Source organism: Bradyrhizobium guangxiense (genome assembly GCF_004114915.1).
Taxonomy (GTDB): Bacteria; Pseudomonadota; Alphaproteobacteria; order Rhizobiales; family Xanthobacteraceae; genus Bradyrhizobium; species Bradyrhizobium guangxiense.
In genome coordinates, this window is record NZ_CP022219.1 from 1,601,682 (window position 1) to 1,623,403 (window position 21,722).

A 21,722-nucleotide genomic window follows, 5' to 3' on the forward strand; every position below is an offset into this window, starting at 1 on the left:
CGTCCGTCGCCCGGTCCGCGAGCTGGTCGGTTGAGCGCAAGCCGTTTGGGAATGCCGTCAGTCTCCTTCTAGGTTCTGCCACAAACCTGGATCGAAATAAGCAAGCCTGTCTTACCCAAGGCTCTGGGGTTGCAGGGGTGGAGGGAACATCTCTTGACCGATCACGGCAGCGATCCCCGCCAAGCGCGTTTGACGTTCTTGGCCTCGGTATTTGTGGCGGTCGCCTGCATCGCGATTGTCGCGCTCAGCGGCTGGCGCGAGTGGTCCGCGCGACTGACGGTGCTGAGGAGCTCCGAAACGGATATGGCCAATCTGGCTCGATCGGTGACGCAGCACGCGGACGACACGTTCGAACTCGCGGACACCGTTCTAAACGTGTTGGTTGGTCAACTCGAACTCGAAGGAATCAGCCCAGCGGCAATCAGCAAGATTCAGACCTTGCTGACGCGACGCAAAGCCGCGAACCGGATCCGTGCCGTGTTCGTCTATGACGAGACCGGCCGATGGCTTGCAACCAGCGAGCCCGTGGATTTCGCGGGTCGCAACAACAGCGATCGAGACTATTTCCAGCATCATCGTGCCGTGGCCGAACGAGGAACCTTCATTGGACATCCGGTGAAGAGCAAGTCGGGCGGACAATGGATCATCACCGCGTCAAGGCGCTTCAATCATCCCGACGGCCGTTTTGCCGGAGTTGCCCTTACGACGATTGATGTCGACTATTTTCTGCAGTTTTATCGCGGATTCGACGTTGGCCAGAACGGCTCAATTGCGCTGACGACCACTGACGGCGTTGTCCTGGCACGCAGCCCGGACAACGGATATACGGGCCGCGATCTATCGAGTGCTCCGCTCTTCAAGGAAATCCACGAGCGGCCGGCTGCCGGTGCCTACTACTTCACGTCGCCGCTCGACGGCGTACGGCGTCTGAGCTTTTATCAACTCAGCAGTCGCTACCCTGTTCTCGTGGTTGCCACGGAATCAGAAGATGACGTCCTGGCCCCCTGGCGCGGCGCCGCGCTAACACGCATCACTGCGGTACTAGGGCTGACATGTGCGCTCGCCGTCGCGGGGCTCTTGCTGGTTCGTCAGTTGCACCAGCGGCAAAAGATGGCCGCAGCTCTGGTGGCTAAGGAGGCCGACTTTCGCCTCCTAGCGGAGGCGTCGGGAGACATGGTCATGCGTATAGGGGTTGATGGACAGATCCTCTATGCGTCACCGTCCAGCGCTCGAATTCTTGGCTGGGCTCCGAACCAGTTGGTGCATACGTCAGCCCTCGCCGGCATAAATCCCGCGGATCTAGCGCGGGTTGAGCACACGATCTCCGCGTTGAAGAACGGTGAAGCCGAGGAGGCCAGAATCGCGTATCGCACTCGTCATCTCGAGAAAGGAGAAATCTGGATCGAAGCCGCGCTGCGCATCACCAGGAGTCCGCAGCGTGGCGACATCAACGGCGTGGTGGCGATCTCGCGCGACGTGACCGAGCATAAGGATCTTGAGAAAAAGCTGGCGGCTCTCGCCATTTCGGATGGCCTGACGGCGTTGGCGAACCGCAGACACTTCGACGAGCGGCTAGAGGCGGAATGGGATCGGGCTAGGCGCGAAGGAGCACCCTTGTCGCTGTTGCTGATGGATGTCGATCATTTCAAGGGGTTCAATGACCAGTACGGTCATCAGGCAGGCGATGCGTGTCTTCGCTCAATCGCCAGGATCCTGGTGGAGCAGGCCAGACGCCCGGCAGACGTGGCGGCTCGGTACGGTGGTGAGGAATTCGCCTTGCTGTTGCCGAACACAGATGTTGAAGGTTGCGAGCAGGTCGGCGAACGAATCCGGCGAGCGATTCAGGAACTCGGCATCCTACATGCGCTCAACCCGCCATCCAAGCAAGTCACCGTGAGCATTGGCGGCGCAACGTATGTTCCTCCAAAGGATAAGGCAGATTGCGCGTCATTGGTAGCCGCTGCTGATAAGGCGCTCTACGCTGCCAAAGAGAGCGGGCGCAACCGAATTGTGATGTCAGGGCAAGTCGTCGCGTGGCCCGGTTCGATACGGGCTTGAAGTGGCGTTCAAGAGCGGTGCTTTTGGATCGCGATGGGGTCGGTCGTGAGGTCTGTGACGTCAACCTTGTCGGCACTGGGGCGCCGCTGGGGGATCGGCAATTCAAGTCTGTTTCGTGAACTCAGCGGGATGCAGACCGAACGTTCGTCGTGGGTCAAAATGCGAAGGCCTCACACTGAGCAAGTCGAGTCCGCTCCGCCACACTAAGCGGGCCTTATTGGCTTGTGCTGCAACTTCGCTGATGGGCCAATCGCAACGTTTCTGGCCGCGTCTGGACACTTCCAGTTTGGCCTCAAATGCGGACGTGCCGGGCGCGGATGCGATCTTCGCCTAGGGGCCAACTAGAGGACATACTCCTTGAAGTTTCCACTCAATTTGGTCTCTACTTACGGGAACCCCTGGGGACTTATATGTCGGAGCAGCAATATTCCCGTCGTGAGGCGGTTTCATCGCTGGCTGCTACAGTCGCCTGTGCGTTGGCCGGCCCCATCTCCGCAACCGCAGAACCAACCTCCGCGGGCGAGACGCAAGACTGCGCCGGACCGATTTTCTCAACTACAGGTCCAAACGCCGAGCTGTACGGAGTCAAAGATGGTTATCCTCTTCCTGACATTACGGAGGCGCGGAGACACGGCGACCCTTGGGAGCCAAAATACCGTGTCGGCGCATTCACCCATATCGATCACATCTATCCAACACGGCTCATCAAGCGAGCTGTGACGCCTTGGAAGTTCAAGTGCTCGAAGGCAGAAGTTTACTACAATTTTCAGGGAAGCAAGTTTTCGCCCCTCGACTACATGTCGCGCAATCCGGTCACTGGCCTGCTGATCGCGAAGGACGACCAGATTGTCTTCGAGCGCTATCAGTATGCGCGAACTGATCAAGATCGGTTCGTATCCCAGTCGACGGTCAAGTCGATAACCGGACTGTTGATCGGGATCGCCATCTCGGAGGGCGCTATTAAGTCGGTCAATGATATCCCCGAAAGTTATGTACCGGGCTTTATGGGCAGCGAGTACGGCAGGACGCCGATTCGCGATCTGCTGCACATGTCCTCAGGCGTGGATTTCGGTGAAACAAGAGACGGAGGACGCGACCTCAATCGCCTGTGGAACGGTATGGGGATCGCGTTCCCGGACACGAAGTTGGGCACGATTAAGAGCATCCTGCAATTCAATCAGCGAATCGCCCCAGCGGGAACGAGATTTTACTACGCCAGCATTGAAGCCGACGTGCTCGGCATGGTGCTTCACAGTGCTGTTGACAAGTCAGCGTCTGACTATCTACGCGAGAAAGTATGGGAGCCGATCGGCGCGGAAGCGGATGCCAATTGGTTGGTAGACGCAGAAGGATTTGAACTGGGACATTTCGGTTTCAATGCCGTTCTGCGCGATTACGCCCGGCTCGGGCGTTTGCTGGCGCATGATGGCGCATGGAATGGCAAGCAGATCGTTCCGACGCAATGGATGATCGATGCAACAACCGTTCGAGCTTCGGATGGCTATCTGCAGCCGGGCGCGGCGACGAAAAGATTTGGTTACGGTTATCTCTTGTGGCTGTTTCCGGGTGAGAGGCGGCAGTTCGCGTTGTTAGGATTCAAAGGCCAGTATATTTGCGTTGATCCGACCTCTAAGATTGTCATGGTGCACACTGCAATTGAGGACCCGGTACATCGAGACGAGCCATGGGCCTTGTGGTCAGCACTGGTCGATCAGCTAGGCTGATAGTAGCTCGTGACAAACGCGACGTTGACCGCTTTGGGCCAATCGCGACGTTTCTGGCCGCGTCGGGACACTTCCAGTTTGGCCTCAAATGCGGACGTGCCGGGCGCGGACGCGATCTTCGCCACAGGCGGACTCGGTCGGTGGTGCCTTATCACTCAGGGGAATACCTTGCCGCGGCGGCGAATTGTGGAGGGCGCACGTCCATAGAGCTCGCGAAAGGTGGCGTTGAACCGGCGAACACTGCCAAAACCAGCCCGATAAGCAATCTGGGCCAATGGTTCATCCGTTTCGTCAATCAGGCGCTTCGCTCGCTGTACGCGCCTGGTCTTTGCTACCTGCTGCGGGCTGGCCCCGACGTGCCGCTCGAAAAGACGTGCAAGGTGGCGCGAGCTGACGCCAAGCCGGTCGGCGAGGACAGCAACCGAGCCGTCATCCAATGCTCCATCATCGATCAATTTTAAGGCGCGCGCGACGGTCGAGCGCGTGCCATTCCAGGCAGCGCAAAACGGCGCGGTCTCCGGACGGCAGCGCAGGCAAGGCCGAAAACCCGCAGCTTCGGCCGCTGCCGCTGTTGGGTAGTAGGTCACGTTACGGGCCAATGGCTGCTTCACTGGGCAAACTGGTCGGCAGTAGATTCGCGTGGTCTTCACTGCCGTGAAGAAGCGGCCATCATATCGTGGATCGCGCCGCAAGCGCGCGGTGTTGCATACCTCAAAGCTCAGCATGAATCATTGTACCGCAGGCTGCGGCTTGAGGAACAGCCGTCAGATGATCAGGTCCGTTTCCGGCCAGCGATCTGAGCGTCCCCTTCTTATAGAGGAAGACCAAATCCCTTGAACAATTGGAGACGCAAAATGAACATCACCAATCCCAAAGATGTTGTCATCAACGCCTGGAGGACCTTTAAAACGCGCGATGCCAAGTTGATCGCGGGGCTGTTTGCGTCGGATGCAGAATGGATCGCACCGGCCGGAAATGCCACGGCGGTTGCTCTCAAGCACACCGACCACATGGCTGGACCGGATCAAATCGCAAACTTCATTGCCTCGGAAATGCATCATCTGTTCTCGAACGTCGACATCTCGTTTCGCGGCATTCATGCCGACGGCGATACTGTGGTGGTCGAGGAGCGGATGCGAGCTACTCTTCCGGGTGGGAAGCTTTATGAGAATGACTATTGCTTCATCTTTGTCGTGTCGGGAGATCGCATCAAGCAAGTTCGCGAATACATGGATACACGGAAAGGCTGGCAGATGATTTTTGAGCCGGGTTAAAGGCAGCTTCAGGTCAAGCGCGACGGTTTGGCTCGGTTCAAGTTAGGTCCGGTCTACCCCTAACAGCCGACATACCCTCGGCCATGGAATATGGGGCCAATTTCGGACTCATGCGCTGCAGCAGAAAGATCGTTACTCGATCACCTCGTCGACACGCAACAAAAGCGATGTAGGAATCGACAGACCCAGAGCGAGCGCGGTTCGCATGTTGATCACCGTTTCAAATTTTGTTGGCCGCTCGATCGGCAATTCAGCCGGATTAGCGCCACGCAGGACTTTGCCAGCTACGACACCGCTCAGCCGAAGCAGGCTGAGCAGATTTGGCCCGTAAGCCAACAACCCTCCGGCTCTCGCGAAATCCGAAAAAAGCGTAATGGCTGGAAAGCGGTGGCGTAGAGCAAGCTCGGCCAGCATCGGCAAGTTGTCGGCTATCAGCGGAGATGACAACATCACCATGGCACCGGAGCCGTGTTGGCTCGCCCTTGAGAAGGCCGCATCAAAATCCGATGGTCGCCGTACCTCTGTAATATCCAGTTGGACGTTCAGCATTCCTCCCGCTTTCTCGACCGCCTCGATCTGTACGGGTCCAGTGGCGGGATCCCATAGCACCGCAGCGCGCAAGAGCTTTGGATTGCACTCGACCAGCATCTCCAGCCACTTCGCCGTGAAGTCTGGAAAGTCGAGGAACACGCCCGTGATGTTGCCGCCGGGACGCGCGAGCGTGGCGACCATACCGCTGGCAACCGGGTCACTTTCCAAGTCGATAGCGACAATTGGAATAGTACGCGTGGCCGAGCGGGCCGCGTGCACTACCAGAGGCGCAGCCGCTATGATCACGTTCACATTTTTCCCGATAACCTCTTTTACCAGAGGAGCGACCTGATCCGGGTCTCCTTCCGCAAATCGGGCCACAATCTCGACTTGTGCGGCGGCGGCGTAGCCAGAAGCCTGAAGGCCGGTCAGGATTGACCCCACGCGAGGGGCCATCGCCGCTTTGGGGCCCGAATAGACAAAACCGATTCTGGGGACTTTCACCGGCTGCTGCGCGCGCGCCGCGAGCGGCCATGCTGCCGTGCTGCCGAGCAATGTGATGAACTCGCGCCGCTTCCTGTCGAACATGGTATCCTCAGGCAGACGCCCAACCGTCTGCCCGACGATAGCACATCAGGCGCGGCGGGGGACTGCTGCGCTGCGGGATTTCGACCCAGCCTAGGTCAGCTTGGGGTCAAAGGCGGTCCATTTTTCGAGGTGAACGGTAGGGCGTCTTAGGGCCGGAAGGAGACGTTCAAGATAAGAAGAGCGACACCGCTGCCTTTCAGTGTGTGGGTGGCTTTCTGGTGATGGCATTCCACTCCTCCGTGATCGTGACTCGAAATATGCCGGGAGGGAGCGCGCCCACCTTCGCTGGGTCAAGATCGGCTTTCGGAGGACTACACACGTCAATGAAATAGTTGACAGCATCGGGGGCCGCCTGAGCTTCAGGTGCCTGCGTTCGGACACAAGCTCTGAGCCCGGCAATGATTTCATCTAGCTTGTCGGCTTGGCCTTGCTGTGCCGTAGCTGACCAAGGGACTATTGCAAGCAGCAGCGTGACGGCAATTCTCACTTGAGCATCCACTGATAGGAGAAGCGCGCGAGTGGAGTCGCATATTGCGGCCCAAATGCGGGCGCACTTGTGGTCCGCCTCGGGGGCAAAGGCGGTCCACTTCCGACGCGAAGGGTAGGGCGTCTCAGGTCAGAACTGGACATCAATAGGACAATGCCAAAGTCATTCGAGCTTGTCGGCGGCCATAACGCCGCTGCACATTTCTGTTGGCGTTGACCGCAGCTTCAATCCCGATCCATGCGTTACGAGTCCACTCTAGTAGGCCCAGTAGCTGCCGGAGGGCGGGCAATATTCGCCGCCATAGCCATAATAGGACGTGGCCGGGGCGCTGTAGCCGTAAGCGGGATAACCGCCATAGTAGCCACCATAATAGCCGCCGCCATAGCTTCCATAGTAAGCGCTTCGCGCGATGGCGGCGCCGGCCAGGCCGTAACCGAGGCCGCGATAGCCGTAGCCACGGTAGCCCCAGCCGCGATAACCGTAACCGCCGCGGTAACCCCCGCCCACGCCGCGATAGCCATAGCCGCCGCGCCAGCCGCCAACCCAGCGCACTTCGGTCGTGGTCTGATCGACCATCGATTTCATCGTCGCAAGATGCGTCGGGATCGGCCCGGCCTGGGCGCCGGTGCCGAGCAGCAGGGCGCCGGCTGCGGCGGGGATGAGGCGACGCAGGGGATTCGAGCAGGTCATGATCGATCATCTCCTTGGCTGCGGGCGGCGCGTTCTGCGCGGCCATCGCGCCCATTCCGGTATGGCGCTGCCGTGGCGGGCTTGATCTAGATCAAGCATTGCACCTGAGCGACAGACCAGGTCGCACAATTGCCTTGGTCCGACCGACGTCACGCCCCGACGTTACGCCCAGCCTTGACCTGATCCTCCCAGTCCTCCCAGGCGACGTTGTTGATGTCCAGGTAGCTCGACACGGCGGAGCCGATGGTCGGAAAGAACTGGGCTTCGCCGACCTGCGCGTACAAACCAAAGCGCTTCAGCTTGTCCTTCACCGGATCCTTGAGCTCGGCAAAGCAGAGTTCGATGCCCCTGGCGTGGAGAGCCTCGTCCAGGTCGGCAACGGTGTCGCAGGCGGTGACGTCGACGCTCGTGACCGGCTCGGCGGCGACGACCAGCCAGCGCACAGGTGTCGGCGATGTCTCGATCGCGGCCAGAATTCTCTCCTTGAAGAACTCGGCATTGGCGAAGAACAGCGGCGCATCCCAGCGGAACAGCACGAGCCCGGGAATCCGGCGGGCATCGGGATATCTCGTGATGTCGTGATAGCCCTTGACGCCTTGCGCCCGCCCCAGAATCGCGGAGTGCGGACGCCAGCCGTCCCACAAGAACTCCGCGATGGCAACCGCGATGGCGAGGCCGATTCCCGGAATTGCCCCGAGCACGGCCACGCCCACGAAGCACAGCACCGTCAGCCAGAACTCCCAGCGCTGGATCCGGTAGATCCGCTTGAGATCGCTAATCTCGATCAGGCCGATTGCGGCTGCGATCACCACCGCGGCCAGGGCGGAGTTTGGCAGGTGCTGCAAGAGATTTGGCGCAGCCATCAGAAGGAACGCGATCGCAAGCGCGCCCACGACGCATGTGAGCTGGGTGCGGGCGCCGGCCGCCTCGGCAACGGGCGTGCGCGAGGAACTGCTGCTGATCGGGAAGCCCTGAAAAAATCCGGTGGCCAGGTTGGCGGCGCCGAGGCCCACCATTTCCTGGTTCGGATCGACCTTGTCGCCCAAACGTGCAGCATAGGTTCGCGACAACACGCTGGTATCGGCGAACGAGACCAGAGCGATGGCGCACCCGCCGGCCAGCACGGGGATCAGATCGCCATAGCCGATCTTGGGAATGGAGAAGGCCGGCAGACCTTGTGGGAGCGGCCCCAGGACTTTCACACCATAACCCGTTCCGAGATCAAGGAATGAGACGACAAGGGTCGCTCCGACGACCGCAATCAGGATTCCCGGCAGTCGCTTGCTGTCCTTGAGCAGCAGGATGACGGTCAGCGTGCCAAGTCCGACGGCGAATGCGGTCCAATTGATCTTGCCAGCACCGATCCCGACGGCGATCGCCCACAGGTCTCTCAGCGGGCCTTCGCTCTCGATCGAGAAGCCGAGCAGCTTCGGCAGCTGGCTGATCAAGACGGTCAGCGCGATTCCGTTCATGTAGCCATACCGTATCGGCTTGGACAGAAGCTCGGTCACAAACCCCAATCGCGCGATGCCCGCCACAATGAGCACGGCCCCTGAAACGAGCGCCATCATCGCGGCGAGCATTGCGGCGCGCAGCGGATCGCCGCCGGACAAGGGGGCAATAACACCGAGGATGACGGCGGCCAGTGCCGAGTCGGGTCCGAGCACGATGATGCGGCTCGGACCGAACATCGCGTAGGCCAGAAGAGGGACGATGGTGGCGTAGAGACCGTGGATGCCCGGCAGACCAGACGCTGCGGCATAAGCAATTCCGACCGGGACGAGCATGGTTGCCAGCACGAAGCCCGCGAAGACGTCATGCCGAAGCCAGTCAGCTTCGTAGTGGCGAAGCGTGTCGATCCCGGGCACCCAACGCGTCCAACCGCTCACCGCGCTCACTCCAAAGGCCGGTCGCCATGCGGATCGTGGCGGCGGATGTTTAGAACATCGTCATGGACCGCCTTGGCAACTCACCGCACGGGCCCGATCGGCAAGCGCTGACCGCGCGCAAGGATCTCGCAATGGCATGATCGCCCGTTTGACACAAATCAACGTTGTCGATGCCTCGACGGTTCGGCGGCACAGCCGACCGGATTTCTTCTTCCGCAACCCGTGCGCGATAGGCGAGCATGTCTCGCGGTTGTGATCAAGTTGACCCCCTGGGCAAAATACTGGCAGGATGCCGATATGGCGGCGATCAGGAAACACACTTGTGCGGTCGTGAACGTGTGCTGCTGCATGCAGCGGCGAAATGCTTATGGGCTGCCTAGGGAGCGCCGATCCTGAGCATCGGCCGATCGCGATGCCGCTCCCCGAGGCTACAGGATAACGATCGTCGTCAAAGCAGGAGACGTCAGTGAAAAGGCGGGCAGTCGTTTTGGGAGGCGCGGCGGCGACGCTGTTATGGCGCGAGGCGAGCGCCCAGACACGCGGCGGACCGCCGCCCCGGCTTGGTATCCTCCGTTACGGAGGGCCGTCGAGCGACGAGACCCTTGAGCCGTTTCTCGCAGGCATGAGCGCGCTCGGCTATGCGGAGGGGAAGACGATCTCCTACGACTATCGTCACGCCGACAATGACGGGCAGCGGCTCGCCGCTCTCGCGGCCGAGCTTGCTGGGACCAAGCCCACCATCATGATGGCTTTCGGAGGCGATATCGCGCCCTATGTGCGGGATGCAGCGAAGAACCTGCCGATCGTGTTCTCGGTCAGTGCCGACCCCGTCAAGCTCGGCCTGGTGGCGAGCCTGAGCCGGCCGCAACGCAATGCGACCGGCGTGACGTTCCTGCATGACGAACTCGGATCGAAGCGGCTGCAGCTCCTGAAGGAGGCCGTGCCGCGCATCTCCCATGTTGCGTTCCTGTGGAATCCCAACCATCTCGACAATGAGCTCGAAGATACGCAAGGGGCGGCCCAGCAATTGGGAGTGAGGCTGCTGTCGCTGCCGGTCCGAACGGTCGACGAGCTTGCGCCCGCTCTCGACAAGGCCACCGCAGCCCAGGTCGATTCGGTCTACATCGTCACCTCGACGCTGATGATCAACCTGATGCCGCGCATCGTCGGCTATGCAGACGAGCGCCGGTTGCCGCTGATCGGCGGTTGGGGCGCCTGGGCCTCCGGCGGCGGGCTGATGTCCTACGGTCCCGACGTCAACGTGATGGTGAGGCGCACCGCGGCCTATGTCGACCGGATCTTGAAGGGAGCGCAGCCGTCCGAGCTGCCGGTCGAGCGGCCCACCAAATTCCTGCTGACCATCAACTTGAAGGCGGCCAAGGCGCTCGGCCTGATAATCCCTGAGAGTTTTCTGATCGGTGCCGATCAAGTGATGGACTGACGCGCCGCTTGCGCTCGCGCCAGGGCGGACCTGTCTCGCAGAATGTGTGGAGGATCTGCAAGATCCACGGACGATCGGTCAGCGTGCGCGTTCCTGCCGTTTCGCCAGCAGGAAGACGGGCACCGAAGCAAGTTGAGCGAGGATCGAGAATGCGATCAGCCCGCCCCGCGAATTTTCGTACAGCAGGCCCGCCACGATGCTGCCAACGAGCCAGCCGACGCCGTAGCCCGCGTAGTACAGCCCGAAAGCGAAGTTGCGCTTTCCTTCAGGCAGCACCTCGGCGACGATCGCCTTGAGCAGCGTGTCCTGGATCGCGTAGCCGACGCCCCAGAGCAGCATTCCGAACAGGACCAGCCAGAAGCCGCCGAGAAACACGAAGGGCGAGAATGCGGCCGAGACGCATACCGCGGCGATCACCACCGGAAGTCCGGTCCGGTCGTAAGCCTTTCCGAAGGCCAGGTTCGCCAGCACGCCGAAAGCGGTCGAGGCCGCGAGCATCACGGGGATCCACTGGTCGGACGCGATCCCGGCCTTGGTCAGATGGTAGGAGATGAGCTCGAAGCTCATCAGCCCCGCGGCGAACATCGCGCCGGCCAGCATATAGAGCCAATAGGCCCTGCCGAAGTCCTTTGCCGGAGCCGTCCCGCCTCGATCGAGGCTTGACGGCAGCGGGAAGTTCACCCGTGCGACCACCAACGCGACGAGCGCCGCCGCGGCCGAGATCGCCAAGAGGGCGTAACCGGTCCGGAAGTCTCCTTTCAGCAAAAGCACCGCGGCGATGATGAGCGGACCGAGGGTCGCGCCGAACTCGTCCAGCGCGGTGTTCAGCGCATATACCCAGCCCTTGCCGAGCTCGGCCGTCGTGTAGGAGAGCATCGCCTCGACCGTGGGCTTGCGGAGCGCGCGCCCGATGCGCTCGGCCAGGATGAGGGCGGCCGCGACCTGCCAGCTTCCGGCGAGTGCCATGGCCGGCACCGCGAAGAGGTTGATGACGTAGCCGACGAACGTGATGAGCCAATAGCGGCCGGTCCGGTCCGCGGCGTAACCGGCGGGAAGGCGCAGGGCGTAGCCGAGAAACTCGCCAAGCCCCGCGGTGGCGCTGACGATGGCCGCACTCGCGCCGAGCGAGGCCATGAATGGCCCGTTGATGCTGGCGCCGCCTTCGTAGGTAATGTCGCCGAACAGGTTGACGATGCCCGTCGTCATCACGAAGAGAAACGCCGGAGAGCCGAAGCCACCTGTCTTGCGGGACTGCACCATTCGCAATCCTCCACCATCCTCGCGCAGACGCGGCGTGCGGCCGGTCAACGCGGCGTGAATTGGTTCAGGTCGTCAATGCCCATCTGCTGCTCGAGTCGGGCCACGCGGGCGGCCATCTTCTCGAAGCCGTCCTCCCCGAACATCTCGTGCTCCTTCTTCTCGAATTCCTCGGCCATGGCGTCGTATTCGCTCGGCGAGACCACGTCCTTCAGCTTTGGGAAGAGGTCGGTATCCTCCCGCGCGGCGTGCGGCCGGTACATCGTGATGAAAGATTGCATCGAGCCGACAAGCTGCTTGCGGTCATCGGCGTCGGTCCGGCTCCTGGGCGCAAGCAACAGGATCGTCTCCGTCACCTTGCGGCCGGCCTCGTGCTGGCGCAGCAGGACGTCCACGAGATCGGTCATCTTCCCGGCCTTCTTGAATCGCGGGAAGACGTGCTGCTCCTCGGACTTCTCATGGTAGTTGTTGATGAAATCGCGAATGATCTCGGCCGATTGCGTGATCAGCGCAGGGTCGAAATCCGCGTTGGACGAAAGCTTCCGCATGCCGGCCTCATAGAGCAGCAGCACGCGATCGAGCACGCCGTGCTCGCGCATCAGGTCCTCGGGTGGCGTGACGTCCTCGTCCTTCTTTCCCGTGACCGCTTTCTTCAACGTCTCGCCGATGCCCCGCTCATCGGCCAGCGCCCGCCTGGTGAGAATGGCCGGCGCTGCGACGGTCGCCAGCGCGGTTCCGAGCAAAAGCCGACGGCGCTTGTCTGGCACGATGACTTCCATGGCCGACACTCCCGAATTGCGGTGCTGATATGGCTTCGCCGGTCTCCGGCGAGACGGCGTCAACGTGCAACGGAAAGCCGCGTTCCAATCACGAGGTCTGAAGCAGCCCCGCTCCTAGCTGTGACGCTCAGACTGTTGCTCATCCAGATATCGTGGCCCGGAATCTTCTTCCGCAGCCCGGCGAGCCAGACGGTGTTGACGTCGCGTATGCCGATGTCCTTGCGGAGCAGGTCGTCGCTGGCCTGGCTCTCGACGGTCTTCACGACCTCCGACACCAGGGGTCTTTCGGCCTGGCCGAGCTCCTGTCGCTTCATGTTGTCCCTGGCGCTGCTGGTCAGGCTGGCTTTGTGAAACATGAAGTAGGCACAACGGTCGCTTGACAGTCATCCTCAACTCCAGCAGTCTCAGGTTGAATAACCTTCGAATGATCTTTGCTTTGCTCGTTTGATTTTTCCAGGAACCAAACGCGGAGCATTCATATGACGGTTATTCCTCCCGCCAGTGGAGTCACGCTCCGCGATGGCGACACGATGGATGTCAGCTACGGCGCTTCCGTCGATAGCACGTGGATCCTGACCGGCGGTTCGCAGACAGTCGGCGGCTCCTCCACGACAAGTACGGCAACCAACACGAACATTTTTGGCGGAGAGCAGGACGTCGTCTTCAATGGCCTCGCCAGCTATACGACCATCTACCAGGGCGTCCAGCGCGTCACCGGCGCATATGTCCATGAGGGACCATCCCCCGGCCGGGCTGATCACACCTCCATCGATGGCGGCGAGCAGGACGTCGACACCGGAATCGCAACGGCGACGACGGTCAATTCCGGCGGCGTCCAGAACGTGACCAATGGAGGCAGCGCCAGCGGCACCATTGTCAAGTCCGGCGGAGTTCTCAAAGTTTCGGGAGAGACTGTCGAAACGGCACCCGTGTATCCGGAACCAGTGATCCGAAGCGTAGCGACCGGTGCCACCATCAACTACCAGGGCGAATTCGACGTCACCGGCGGCGGGACCGCGGTGAATACGGTCGTTCATGGCGGCGTCATGACGGTCTCGGGGTCGATACCGGATCCGTTCGCCAACGTTCCGGGCCAGCCGGCCGTCGACGCCAGCATGGCGATCGGCACTACCATCGAAAATGGTGGGACCTTGACGATATCCAACGGCGCATCGGCATCCGGCACGATCCTCCAAATCTTCGCTACGCTGAATGTGGATGCAGGTGGTACAGCGACCGGAACGACAATCAATTTAGGAACGATGCAACTATCCGCCGGCGCGACGGCGACCAACACGACCGTCAATCAAGGTGGCGTTTTCATCGTACTCGGTAATGCCAGTTTTTCGGGGACGGTTTTCAACGCCGGCAGCACCTTCGAGATCGGCGACGGTACGATTGAAAACGGATTTACGGTGGCGAATGGGGTGACGTTGACCGTTTTGAACGGCGGCATTCTTGAGAACAGCATTGTCTCCGCAGGCGGAACGCTCATGCTTGAAGGTGGCGCGACGTTCTCCAATACCACCTTCCAGAGTGGCGCAACGTTTGTTGTCGACTATGACTACGCGGTAGACGGCTTCACGGTAGCGAATGGCGTCACGTACAAGGTGATCGGCGCGGCCACGAACACGACGGTATTGGCGGGGGGCAAGCAAATCGTCGGTACCTTCGGAGAGGGAGGTTCCGCGACCAACACCGTCATCAATGGCGGTGAGCAGGATGTCGAGCTTCTCGCCACCGCGAGCTACACCACGATCAACATGGGCGGCGTTCAGCATGTCGCCGGCCTTTACATCCATGATGCGCCGGGACCAGGACGGGCCGATCACACCAGCGTCAACAATGGCGGTGAGCAAGACGTCGACACGGGAATCGTCTCATCAACCACCGTCAATGCCGGCGGCGTCCAGAATCTCACCAACGGCGGCATTGCCAGCAGCACCATCGTCAAATCGGGCGGTGTCGTCAACGCTTCGGGAGAGACCGTCTATTATTCGCCTGGGGGCTATTACGCCACCGTCATCAGAAGTGAGTTCGATTCGGCTGATGTCGACAGCGGCGGCCAATTGCATCTGACGGGGGCGGGGATCGCCAAGAATGCCACGATCGACGGCGGAGCGATGACAGTTTCAGGATCGATACCGGATCCCGTAACCAACGACCCAAGCGCACCGGCGGTCGACGCCAGCGAGGCGAGCGGAACAATCCTCAACTCAGGCAGCGTCGCCGTCTCGGACGGCGGCATCGTCACCTCCACGACGTTGAACGGCGGCACGCTTGATGTGCTCGCTCAAGGCACCGCCAACGCTACGACGATTGATCGTGGCGCCACAGAACTCGTCGAAGCGGGTGGCATTGTCGGCGCGACCACGATCGCCGGCGGCATGCTCGACCTCAAGGCAGGCGCGATCGCTGACGATGTGATCACTTTTGCCGGCCAGGGCACGCTCAAGATCGAGCAGACGCTGGTCTCGGGCCCATCAACCTTCGCAAGCGCGATCAAAGGCATTGCGCTCGGTGACCAGATCGACCTTTCCGGGCTGTCCTATACAAGCGTTGCAACGGCGACCGTGTCCGGCTCGACGCTCACGGTCAGCAACGGCACGGCGAGCGAGACCTTCACGCTGGCGGATACGTCAGTCACGCATTTCGGCATCACAAAGGACGGCGCCGGCGGCATTTTGCTGACAGCGGACACGCATCAGACCGGTCCTACGACGATCGACGGCCCGTCATCCGGTTATGCGATCATCGAGGGTACGACGGGCAACGACGTCATCCACGCCCATGGCATGTTCAATATCATCCACGGCAATGGCGGCAACGACGCGATCTACGCCGGATTGTACGGCACGGTTGATGTGCCAAGTGGCGACAGCAGCATCTATCTGGAGGGCTTCGACAACCGCGTCACCGGCGGTGACGGCAATGTCACGGTGAAGGGGTCGACAGGCGCCACCACGATCACGCTCGCCGATGGCAACGACACGATTGACGCCAGCGGCTACGGCAACATCATCACGCTCGGCAACGGCGAGGATATCGTTCATCCGGGAGACGGCGCGAGTACAACAACGGCCGGCAATGGCAACGACCAGGTGACGCTGTCCGGGTTTGGCAACAAGGTCGTGCTCGGAAATGGTAATGACGTTGTCACGGGCGGAGGTGGCGCCAACAGCGTCACGCTCGGCGATGGCAACAACACCGTTGACCTCGACGGGATGGTCAACCAGATCACCGTCGGTTCCGGAACGAACACGATCATTGCCGGCAATGGATTGGATAACGTCGTTGCCGGCCCGGGTCACGATACGATCACGCTCGGTGGCGTCGCCAATCACGTGACGCTCAATGGATCTGAAGCGACCGTGACAAACCAGATTGGCCTGGACGTTGTGACCGCCAATGGTGGATCAGATCAGTTCAACTTTGTTGGGTTCGGCAACCAGGCGATCATCAATGGCCCGGCCCATGTCAACATCGTTGATCACAGCACGGGTCTCACCATCATCGTCAATTCCGGCAACCAAATCGATACGATTTCCGGATTTGGTCATGATGCGCTCGGTGTCATCGATTTTGCAAACGGCGCAGGCAATTACCACTCCGTCGCCGATATCATGAGCGCACTCAAGAGCGATGGCCATGGTGGGACCATGTTGGCCCTGGGCAGTGCGCCTAACGCGGGGTCTATCGATTTCGTCGATACCGCAATCAGCCAATTGCACGAATCGAACTTTGTGATCGTGTAGACCTCAGTTTCCTTGCAACGTCATTGCGACAGCACCAGACAGGCTCGTTCGCTCCCAGGCGGGCGTTGCCCGATCGGCGACACGCCAGGGCGTAGGCTTTGGTAGAGCATTTGCGAAGCCGGGATCACCATCCTCCCTAGAACTGATACCTTCGCAGTCCCCCATCCACCGGGATCACGGTCCCTGTGATGTACCGCGCCACCGGCGAGGCCAAGAACACCGCGAGCGCGGCCAGATCCTCCGGCTCGCCCCAATAGCCGACCGGGATCTCTTCCTCCGCAAAGCGCTCGCGATAGTCCGGCGGATAGTTGCGGCGGATCTGCTCGCTCATGATGCGGCCGGGCGGGATGCAGTTGATGGTGATGCCGTGCTCGCCGATCTCGCGCGATAGGCCCTTGGCCCAGGCGTGCACGGCGGCCTTGGCGGCGAACGCCGCGTTGAGGCCTTCGGGCTCGGACTTGCCGGTGATGTTGACGATGCGGCCCCATTTGCGTTCGATCATCTGCGGCAGCAGCGCATGCGCGATGCGGCGGTAACTGGTGAAATTCAGCGCGATCGCCTCGTCCCATTTGCTGTCGGGCGCATCGACCGGCAAGGGGCGGCTGCCGCCGGCATTGTTGATGAGGATGTCGACATGGCCGAGCTCCTTGAGTGCGAAAGCGGCGATCCGCTCCGCCGCGTCCTTGGCCATAACGTCCTGCTCGAATGGCGTGATCAGCCCGCCACCGACCTCTTTCGCCAGCTCGGCAAGCAGGTCGGTGCGCCGCGCCACGCCGACCACGCGCACGCCTTCGGCGGCGAGGCCCTTGGCGATGGCGCGGCCGATGCCGATGCTTGCGCCGGTGACAACAGCTGTTTTCGATTTGAGCCCGAGGTCCATGGTCACACGCTCTCTTGTTTCGTTCTTGCGAATTGCTGTTCGTTTCCTGCCGGTCCCGCGGACCTTGCGAATTGCCTGGGCGGGACGAGCAGTGGTAACCAAGAGCGACGTTGAAGGAAACACGAAAAAGAAAAAGGCGCCTGAGCGATGGTCTGGGATCCGCAGCAATATCTGAAATTCTCCGGCCACCGGCTCCGGCCCGCCGTCGACCTCTTGATGCGGATTCCGGATTTCGGCCCGCGCGAGATCGCCGATCTCGGCGCCGGCGCCGGCAACGTCACCAAACTGCTCAAGGAGCGCTGGCCGGCTGCGAGCGTCACCGGCGTCGAGGGCTCCGCCGAGATGGTCGCGGCCGGGCGCAAGGCCGCACCCGATGTGGAATGGTCCCACGAGGACCTCGGCTATTGGCGTCCCGACCGGCAATACGATCTGATCTATTCCAATGCCGCACTGCACTGGCTGCCCAATCACGCGGCACTGTTTCCATCAGTGATGGAGAAGGTGAAGCCTAGCGGTATGCTTGCGGTGCAGATGCCGCGCAACTTCCTGGCGCCATCGCATGTGCTGATCGGCGAGACCGCGCTCGATGGTCCGTGGCGGTCGAAGGTCGAGCATCTCGTCACGCCGCCGCCGGTCGAAGGGCCGGCCTTCTATCACGATCTTCTCGCGCCGATGTCGGCCGACATCGACATCTGGGAGACCGAATATCTGCAGGTGCTCGAAGGCGAGAATCCGGTCAAGGAATGGACCAAGGGGACCTGGCTGACGCGCTATCTCGACGTGCTCGCGGGCGAGGAGAAGATCGCGTTCGAGGCCGCCTATGGGATGCGCGTTGCGAAGGCCTATCCGAAGAATGCGGCGGGACAGACCCTGTTCCCGTTCCGCCGTCTGTTCATGGTTGCCCAGCGGAAGGGCTGATGCGTTGCCGCAATGCGACATAAGCACTCGTTCCGCTGGGCGCGCGGGTGCCGGGTTGCGCATCCCGCACGCGTCGAGATAGCTTGGCTGCGGCAAGATTGGGCTTAGGTCTAGTTGTTCGGCTTGCAGATTGCTGCCACTACTGACCTGCAAAACAAAAATAAGCCGGTTTTCGAGGTTGTTGGGAGGTCTTCATGCGCAAACTGCTCTTTGCGGTCGCGGCAGCCGCGCTCGCTCTGGCTCCTGCCATTGCGCAGGCCCAAAATCCGATCGTCATCAAGTTCAGTCACGTCGTCGCCAACGACACCCCGAAGGGCAAGGGCGCGCTGAAGTTCAAGGAGCTCGCCGAGAAGTACACCGACGGCAAGGTGAAGGTCGAAGTCTACCCGAACTCCACGCTCTACAAGGACAAGGAGGAGATCGAGGCGCTGCAGCTCGGCTCGGTGCAGATGCTCGCGCCCTCCACCGCGAAATTCGCCCCGCTCGGCATCAAGGAATTCGAGGCGCTCGACTTGCCCTGGCTGTTCAAGGACGATGCGACCTATTCCAGCGCGATGAAAGGCACGGTCGGCAAGTGGCTGTTCCAGAAGCTCGAGGCCAAGGGCATCACCGGGCTTGCCTATTGGGACAACGGCTTCCACATGCTTTCCGCCAACCGTCCCTTGCTGAAGCCGACCGATTTCCAGGGGCTCAAGTTCCGCATCTCCGGATCGAAGGTCGCCGACCAATATCTGCGCATCATGGGCTCGATCCCTCAGATCATGGCGTTCTCGGAAGTTTACCAGGCACTGCAGACCGGCGTGGTCGACGGCTGCGAGAACACCGCGTCCAACTATCTGACGCAGAAGTTCTACGAGGTGCAGAAGGACATCACCGTGTCCTACCACGCCCATCTGCAATATGCCGTCATCGTGAATTCGAAGTTCTGGTCGGGGCTGCCGCCCGATATCCGCGCCCAGCTCGACAAGGCGATGGCGGAGGCGACCGACTACACCAACTCGATCGCGCGCCAGGAGAACGAGGACGCCCTGGCCGAGATCAAGAAGACGGGCAAGACCAATCTGCACTACCTCACCGACGCCGACCGCAAGGCCTGGCAGGAGGCGATGCAGCCGACTTATAAGTGGGCAAAGGGCAGGGTCGGGCAGGAGGTGCTCGATCTCGTCGCCAAGGAACTCGACGTCAAGATGAACTGACGGCCGCGCCCTAACAAGAACAATACCAACGGTCGGGGGTGATCGCGCTCCCGGCCGTTTCGCTCTTGATTGACGAGCCGATGCTGGGGGGACCAAGTTGCTGCGTGTGCTGAACCGTTTTCTCGATCACCTCGAGGAGTGGCTGATCGCGACGATGATCGCGGCTGCGACGTCGCTCATCTTCGTCGCCGTGCTGCACCGTTACGGCGCCGGACTGTCGATCGACATCGCCAAATGGGCGGAAGCTCGCAATCTGGCCTTCCTGGCCGTTCCGGCGCGCGCGACATTCACCTGGCTTGCCGCTCTCGATCTGTCCTGGGCGCAGGAGCTCTGCATCTACATGTTCATATGGATGGCGAAGTTCGGCGCCGCTTACGGCGTGCGGACCGGCATCCATGTCGGCGTCGACGTGCTGGTCAACATCCTTCCCGGCGGATCGCGCCGGCGCGTCATCACCTTCGGGCTGTTGTGCGGCGCGCTTTTCACGGCAATCGTCGCCTATTTCGGCGCCGCGTTCGTCAGCCAGATGTGGCAGACCGGGCAGCAGTCCAACGATCTGGAAGCACCGATGTGGATGGTCTATCTCACCATCCCGCTCGGCTCGGGCCTGATGTGCTTCCGCTTCCTGCAGGTCGCCTGGTCGTTCTACCACACCGGGGAGCTGCCGCATCACGACATGGCCGGCGTCGAGGGCGTCGATGTGGACCCGGTGCATCCGGCACCGGTCACGCCCACCCAGGTGGTCCGGGACGAGCGCAGCCCGCTCGGCTGGATCCTGATGCTGCTGCCGGTGCTGATCGTCGCCGTGTGCTTCGCGCATGCCGGCCACGTCATCACGCTGCCGCAGGGCCTGCGCGTCATCATCGTGTTCGCGCTGCTGCTCTCCCTGATGCTCACGGGCATGCCGATCTCGATCGCGCTCGGTCTGACCGTGCTCAGCTTCATGTTCACGCTGACCGACGTGCGAACGGAATCGGTGGCGCTGAAGCTGTTCACCGGCATCGAGAATTTCGAGATCATGGCGATCCCGTTCTTCATCCTCGCCGGCAATTTCCTGACCCATGGCGGGGTGGCGCGCCGGATGATCACCTTCGCGACCTCGCTGGTCGGCCATTGGTACGGCGGCCTCGCGCTGTCGGGCGTGGTCGCCTGCGCGCTGTTTGCGGCGATCTCCGGCTCCTCGCCGGCGACGGTGGTGGCGATCGGCTCGGTGATCTTGCCGGCGATGGTCGCGCAAGGCTTCCCGAAGCGGTTCGGAGCGGGCGTCATCACGACGTCGGGCTCGCTCGGAATTCTCATTCCGCCGTCGATCCCCATGGTGCTCTACGCCGTCTCGACCAACAGCTCGGTCGGCAAGCTCTTCATCGCCGGCATCGTGCCGGGCTTGGTGCTGGCATCGCTGCTCGGCGCCACGACGTTCTATCGCGCCTGGCGCAACGACTATCCGCGGATGCCGAAGGCCACCTTCCTCCAGCGTCTCGACGCATTCCGCAAGTCGATCTGGGGCATCCTGCTGATCGTGATCGTGATCGGCGGCATCTATAGCGGCCTTTTCACGCCGACCGAAGCCGCCGCCGTCAGCGCGGTCTACGCCTTCATCGTCGCGGTGTTCATCTACAAGGATCTGAAGCTACGCGACGTGCCGCGGGTGCTGCTGTCGTCGGCGAACCTCTCGGCGATGCTGCTCTACATCATCACCAACGCTGTGCTGTTCTCGTTCCTGATGACCTACGAGAACGTGCCGCAGGCGCTCGCGCAATGGATGATCGACCAGGGCTTGGGGTGGATCGGCTTCCTGTTGCTTGTCAACGTCCTGCTGCTGCTCGCGGGCAACGTGATGGAGCCGTCCTCGATCATCCTGATCATGGCGCCGATCCTGTTTCCGGTCGCAGTCAAGCTCGGCATCGACCCGATCCATTTCGGCATCCTGATGACGGTCAACATGGAGGTCGGCCTCTGCCATCCGCCCGTCGGGCTCAATCTCTACGTCGCCTCGGGCATCGCCAAGATGGGGATCACCGAGCTTACCGTCGCGGTCTGGCCATGGCTGCTGACCATGCTGGGCTTCCTCGTGGTGGTGACGTATTGGCCGGGGCTGTCGCTGTGGCTGCCGAGGCTGCTGGGGATGTAGCAGCGCGAAAGGCACGAACGGTGTACCCTCTCCCCTTGTGGGAGAGGGTGGCTTCGCAAAGCGAAGCCGGGTGAGGGGTTCTTTCCTCATGAACAGTCTTGCGAGCGGAGACATACCCCTCATC

The 21,722-nt window shown here is 61.4% G+C and carries 16 protein-coding genes and 1 pseudogene; 9 read left to right on the forward strand and 8 right to left on the reverse strand.

The features are described from left to right. Nucleotides 1-153 precede the first annotated feature (153 nt). Both X268_RS07625 and X268_RS07630 read left to right on the forward strand, forming a co-directional pair. Entirely contained in the window at nucleotides 154-2,058 is a 1,905-nt protein-coding gene (locus X268_RS07625; RefSeq protein ID WP_164937602.1) for a diguanylate cyclase domain-containing protein, read from the forward strand. A 410-nt stretch (nucleotides 2,059-2,468) separates the two neighbouring features. Continuing rightward, nucleotides 2,469-3,782: a serine hydrolase domain-containing protein gene (locus X268_RS07630; protein ID WP_164937603.1), complete on the forward strand. Its 1,314-nt coding sequence runs from the start codon at nucleotides 2,469-2,471 to the stop codon at nucleotides 3,780-3,782. A 155-nt stretch (nucleotides 3,783-3,937) separates the two neighbouring features. On the opposite strand, the gene X268_RS07635 is transcribed toward X268_RS07630, so the two are convergent. Further along, nucleotides 3,938-4,507: a bifunctional transcriptional activator/DNA repair enzyme AdaA gene (locus X268_RS07635; RefSeq protein WP_128924357.1), complete on the reverse strand. Its 570-nt coding sequence runs from the start codon at nucleotides 4,505-4,507 to the stop codon at nucleotides 3,938-3,940. 129 nt (nucleotides 4,508-4,636) lie between these two features. On the opposite strand from X268_RS07635, the gene X268_RS07640 reads away from it, so the two are divergent. Further along, nucleotides 4,637-5,056 carry a nuclear transport factor 2 family protein gene (locus X268_RS07640; protein WP_128924358.1) on the forward strand — a complete coding sequence of 140 codons (420 nt, stop codon included), beginning with the start codon at nucleotides 4,637-4,639 and terminating at the stop codon, nucleotides 5,054-5,056. Nucleotides 5,057-5,188: 132 nt separating this feature from the next. On the opposite strand, the gene X268_RS07645 is transcribed toward X268_RS07640, so the two are convergent. From X268_RS07645 to X268_RS07655, 3 genes are all read right to left on the reverse strand, one after another. Then, nucleotides 5,189-6,175, reverse strand: a complete 987-nt coding sequence (locus tag X268_RS07645; protein ID WP_128924359.1) for an ABC transporter substrate-binding protein — start codon at nucleotides 6,173-6,175, stop codon at nucleotides 5,189-5,191. A gap of 742 nt (nucleotides 6,176-6,917) precedes the next feature. Continuing rightward, on the reverse strand, nucleotides 6,918-7,352 hold the full coding sequence (locus X268_RS07650; RefSeq protein ID WP_128924360.1) for a hypothetical protein: 435 nt from the start codon (nucleotides 7,350-7,352) through the stop codon (nucleotides 6,918-6,920). A gap of 149 nt (nucleotides 7,353-7,501) precedes the next feature. Beyond that, entirely contained in the window at nucleotides 7,502-9,241 is a 1,740-nt protein-coding gene (locus X268_RS07655) for a SulP family inorganic anion transporter (protein WP_128924361.1), read from the reverse strand. 466 nt (nucleotides 9,242-9,707) lie between these two features. Here X268_RS07655 and X268_RS07660 point away from each other — a divergent pair, with 466 nt between their 5' ends. Beyond that, nucleotides 9,708-10,682 carry an ABC transporter substrate-binding protein gene (locus tag X268_RS07660; RefSeq protein ID WP_128924362.1) on the forward strand — a complete coding sequence of 325 codons (975 nt, stop codon included), beginning with the start codon at nucleotides 9,708-9,710 and terminating at the stop codon, nucleotides 10,680-10,682. 78 nt (nucleotides 10,683-10,760) lie between these two features. Here the strand turns inward: X268_RS07660 and X268_RS07665 are convergent, their stop codons facing one another. Genes X268_RS07665 through X268_RS07675 form a run of 3 tightly spaced genes read right to left on the reverse strand, consistent with a single transcriptional unit; the run spans nucleotide 10,761 to nucleotide 13,074 of the window. Beyond that, the gene (locus X268_RS07665; protein ID WP_128924363.1) at nucleotides 10,761-11,942 is read right to left on the reverse strand and encodes an MFS transporter; all 1,182 of its coding nucleotides are present in this window, start codon (nucleotides 11,940-11,942) and stop codon (nucleotides 10,761-10,763) included. Nucleotides 11,943-11,986: 44 nt separating this feature from the next. Further along, the gene (locus tag X268_RS07670) at nucleotides 11,987-12,718 is read right to left on the reverse strand and encodes a hemerythrin domain-containing protein (protein WP_128924364.1); all 732 of its coding nucleotides are present in this window, start codon (nucleotides 12,716-12,718) and stop codon (nucleotides 11,987-11,989) included. Between the two features lie 59 nt (nucleotides 12,719-12,777). Further along, nucleotides 12,778-13,074, reverse strand: a complete 297-nt coding sequence (locus X268_RS07675) for a hypothetical protein (protein ID WP_208764429.1) — start codon at nucleotides 13,072-13,074, stop codon at nucleotides 12,778-12,780. Between the two features lie 123 nt (nucleotides 13,075-13,197). Here X268_RS07675 and X268_RS07680 point away from each other — a divergent pair, with 123 nt between their 5' ends. Beyond that, on the forward strand, nucleotides 13,198-16,473 hold the full coding sequence (locus X268_RS07680) for an AIDA repeat-containing protein (protein WP_128924365.1): 3,276 nt from the start codon (nucleotides 13,198-13,200) through the stop codon (nucleotides 16,471-16,473). Between the two features lie 136 nt (nucleotides 16,474-16,609). Here the strand turns inward: X268_RS07680 and X268_RS07685 are convergent, their stop codons facing one another. Beyond that, nucleotides 16,610-17,353 (reverse strand): SDR family NAD(P)-dependent oxidoreductase, encoded by a 744-nt coding sequence (locus X268_RS07685; RefSeq protein ID WP_128929187.1) that lies wholly within the window; start codon nucleotides 17,351-17,353, stop codon nucleotides 16,610-16,612. Between the two features lie 147 nt (nucleotides 17,354-17,500). Here X268_RS07685 and X268_RS07690 point away from each other — a divergent pair, with 147 nt between their 5' ends. The 4 genes and pseudogenes from X268_RS07690 to X268_RS40695 all read left to right on the forward strand — a co-directional run bounded on the left by X268_RS07690 (nucleotide 17,501) and on the right by X268_RS40695 (nucleotide 21,598). Next, entirely contained in the window at nucleotides 17,501-18,271 is a 771-nt protein-coding gene (locus tag X268_RS07690; protein WP_128924366.1) for a methyltransferase domain-containing protein, read from the forward strand. Between the two features lie 194 nt (nucleotides 18,272-18,465). After that, nucleotides 18,466-19,467: a DctP family TRAP transporter solute-binding subunit gene (locus X268_RS07695; protein ID WP_128924367.1), complete on the forward strand. Its 1,002-nt coding sequence runs from the start codon at nucleotides 18,466-18,468 to the stop codon at nucleotides 19,465-19,467. Between the two features lie 154 nt (nucleotides 19,468-19,621). Beyond that, nucleotides 19,622-20,095: pseudogene (locus X268_RS40690) on the forward strand (TRAP transporter small permease); the annotation flags it as partial. Between the two features lie 222 nt (nucleotides 20,096-20,317). Next, on the forward strand, nucleotides 20,318-21,598 hold the full coding sequence (locus X268_RS40695) for a TRAP transporter large permease (protein ID WP_245477932.1): 1,281 nt from the start codon (nucleotides 20,318-20,320) through the stop codon (nucleotides 21,596-21,598). The last annotated feature ends 124 nt before the right edge of the window (nucleotides 21,599-21,722 follow it).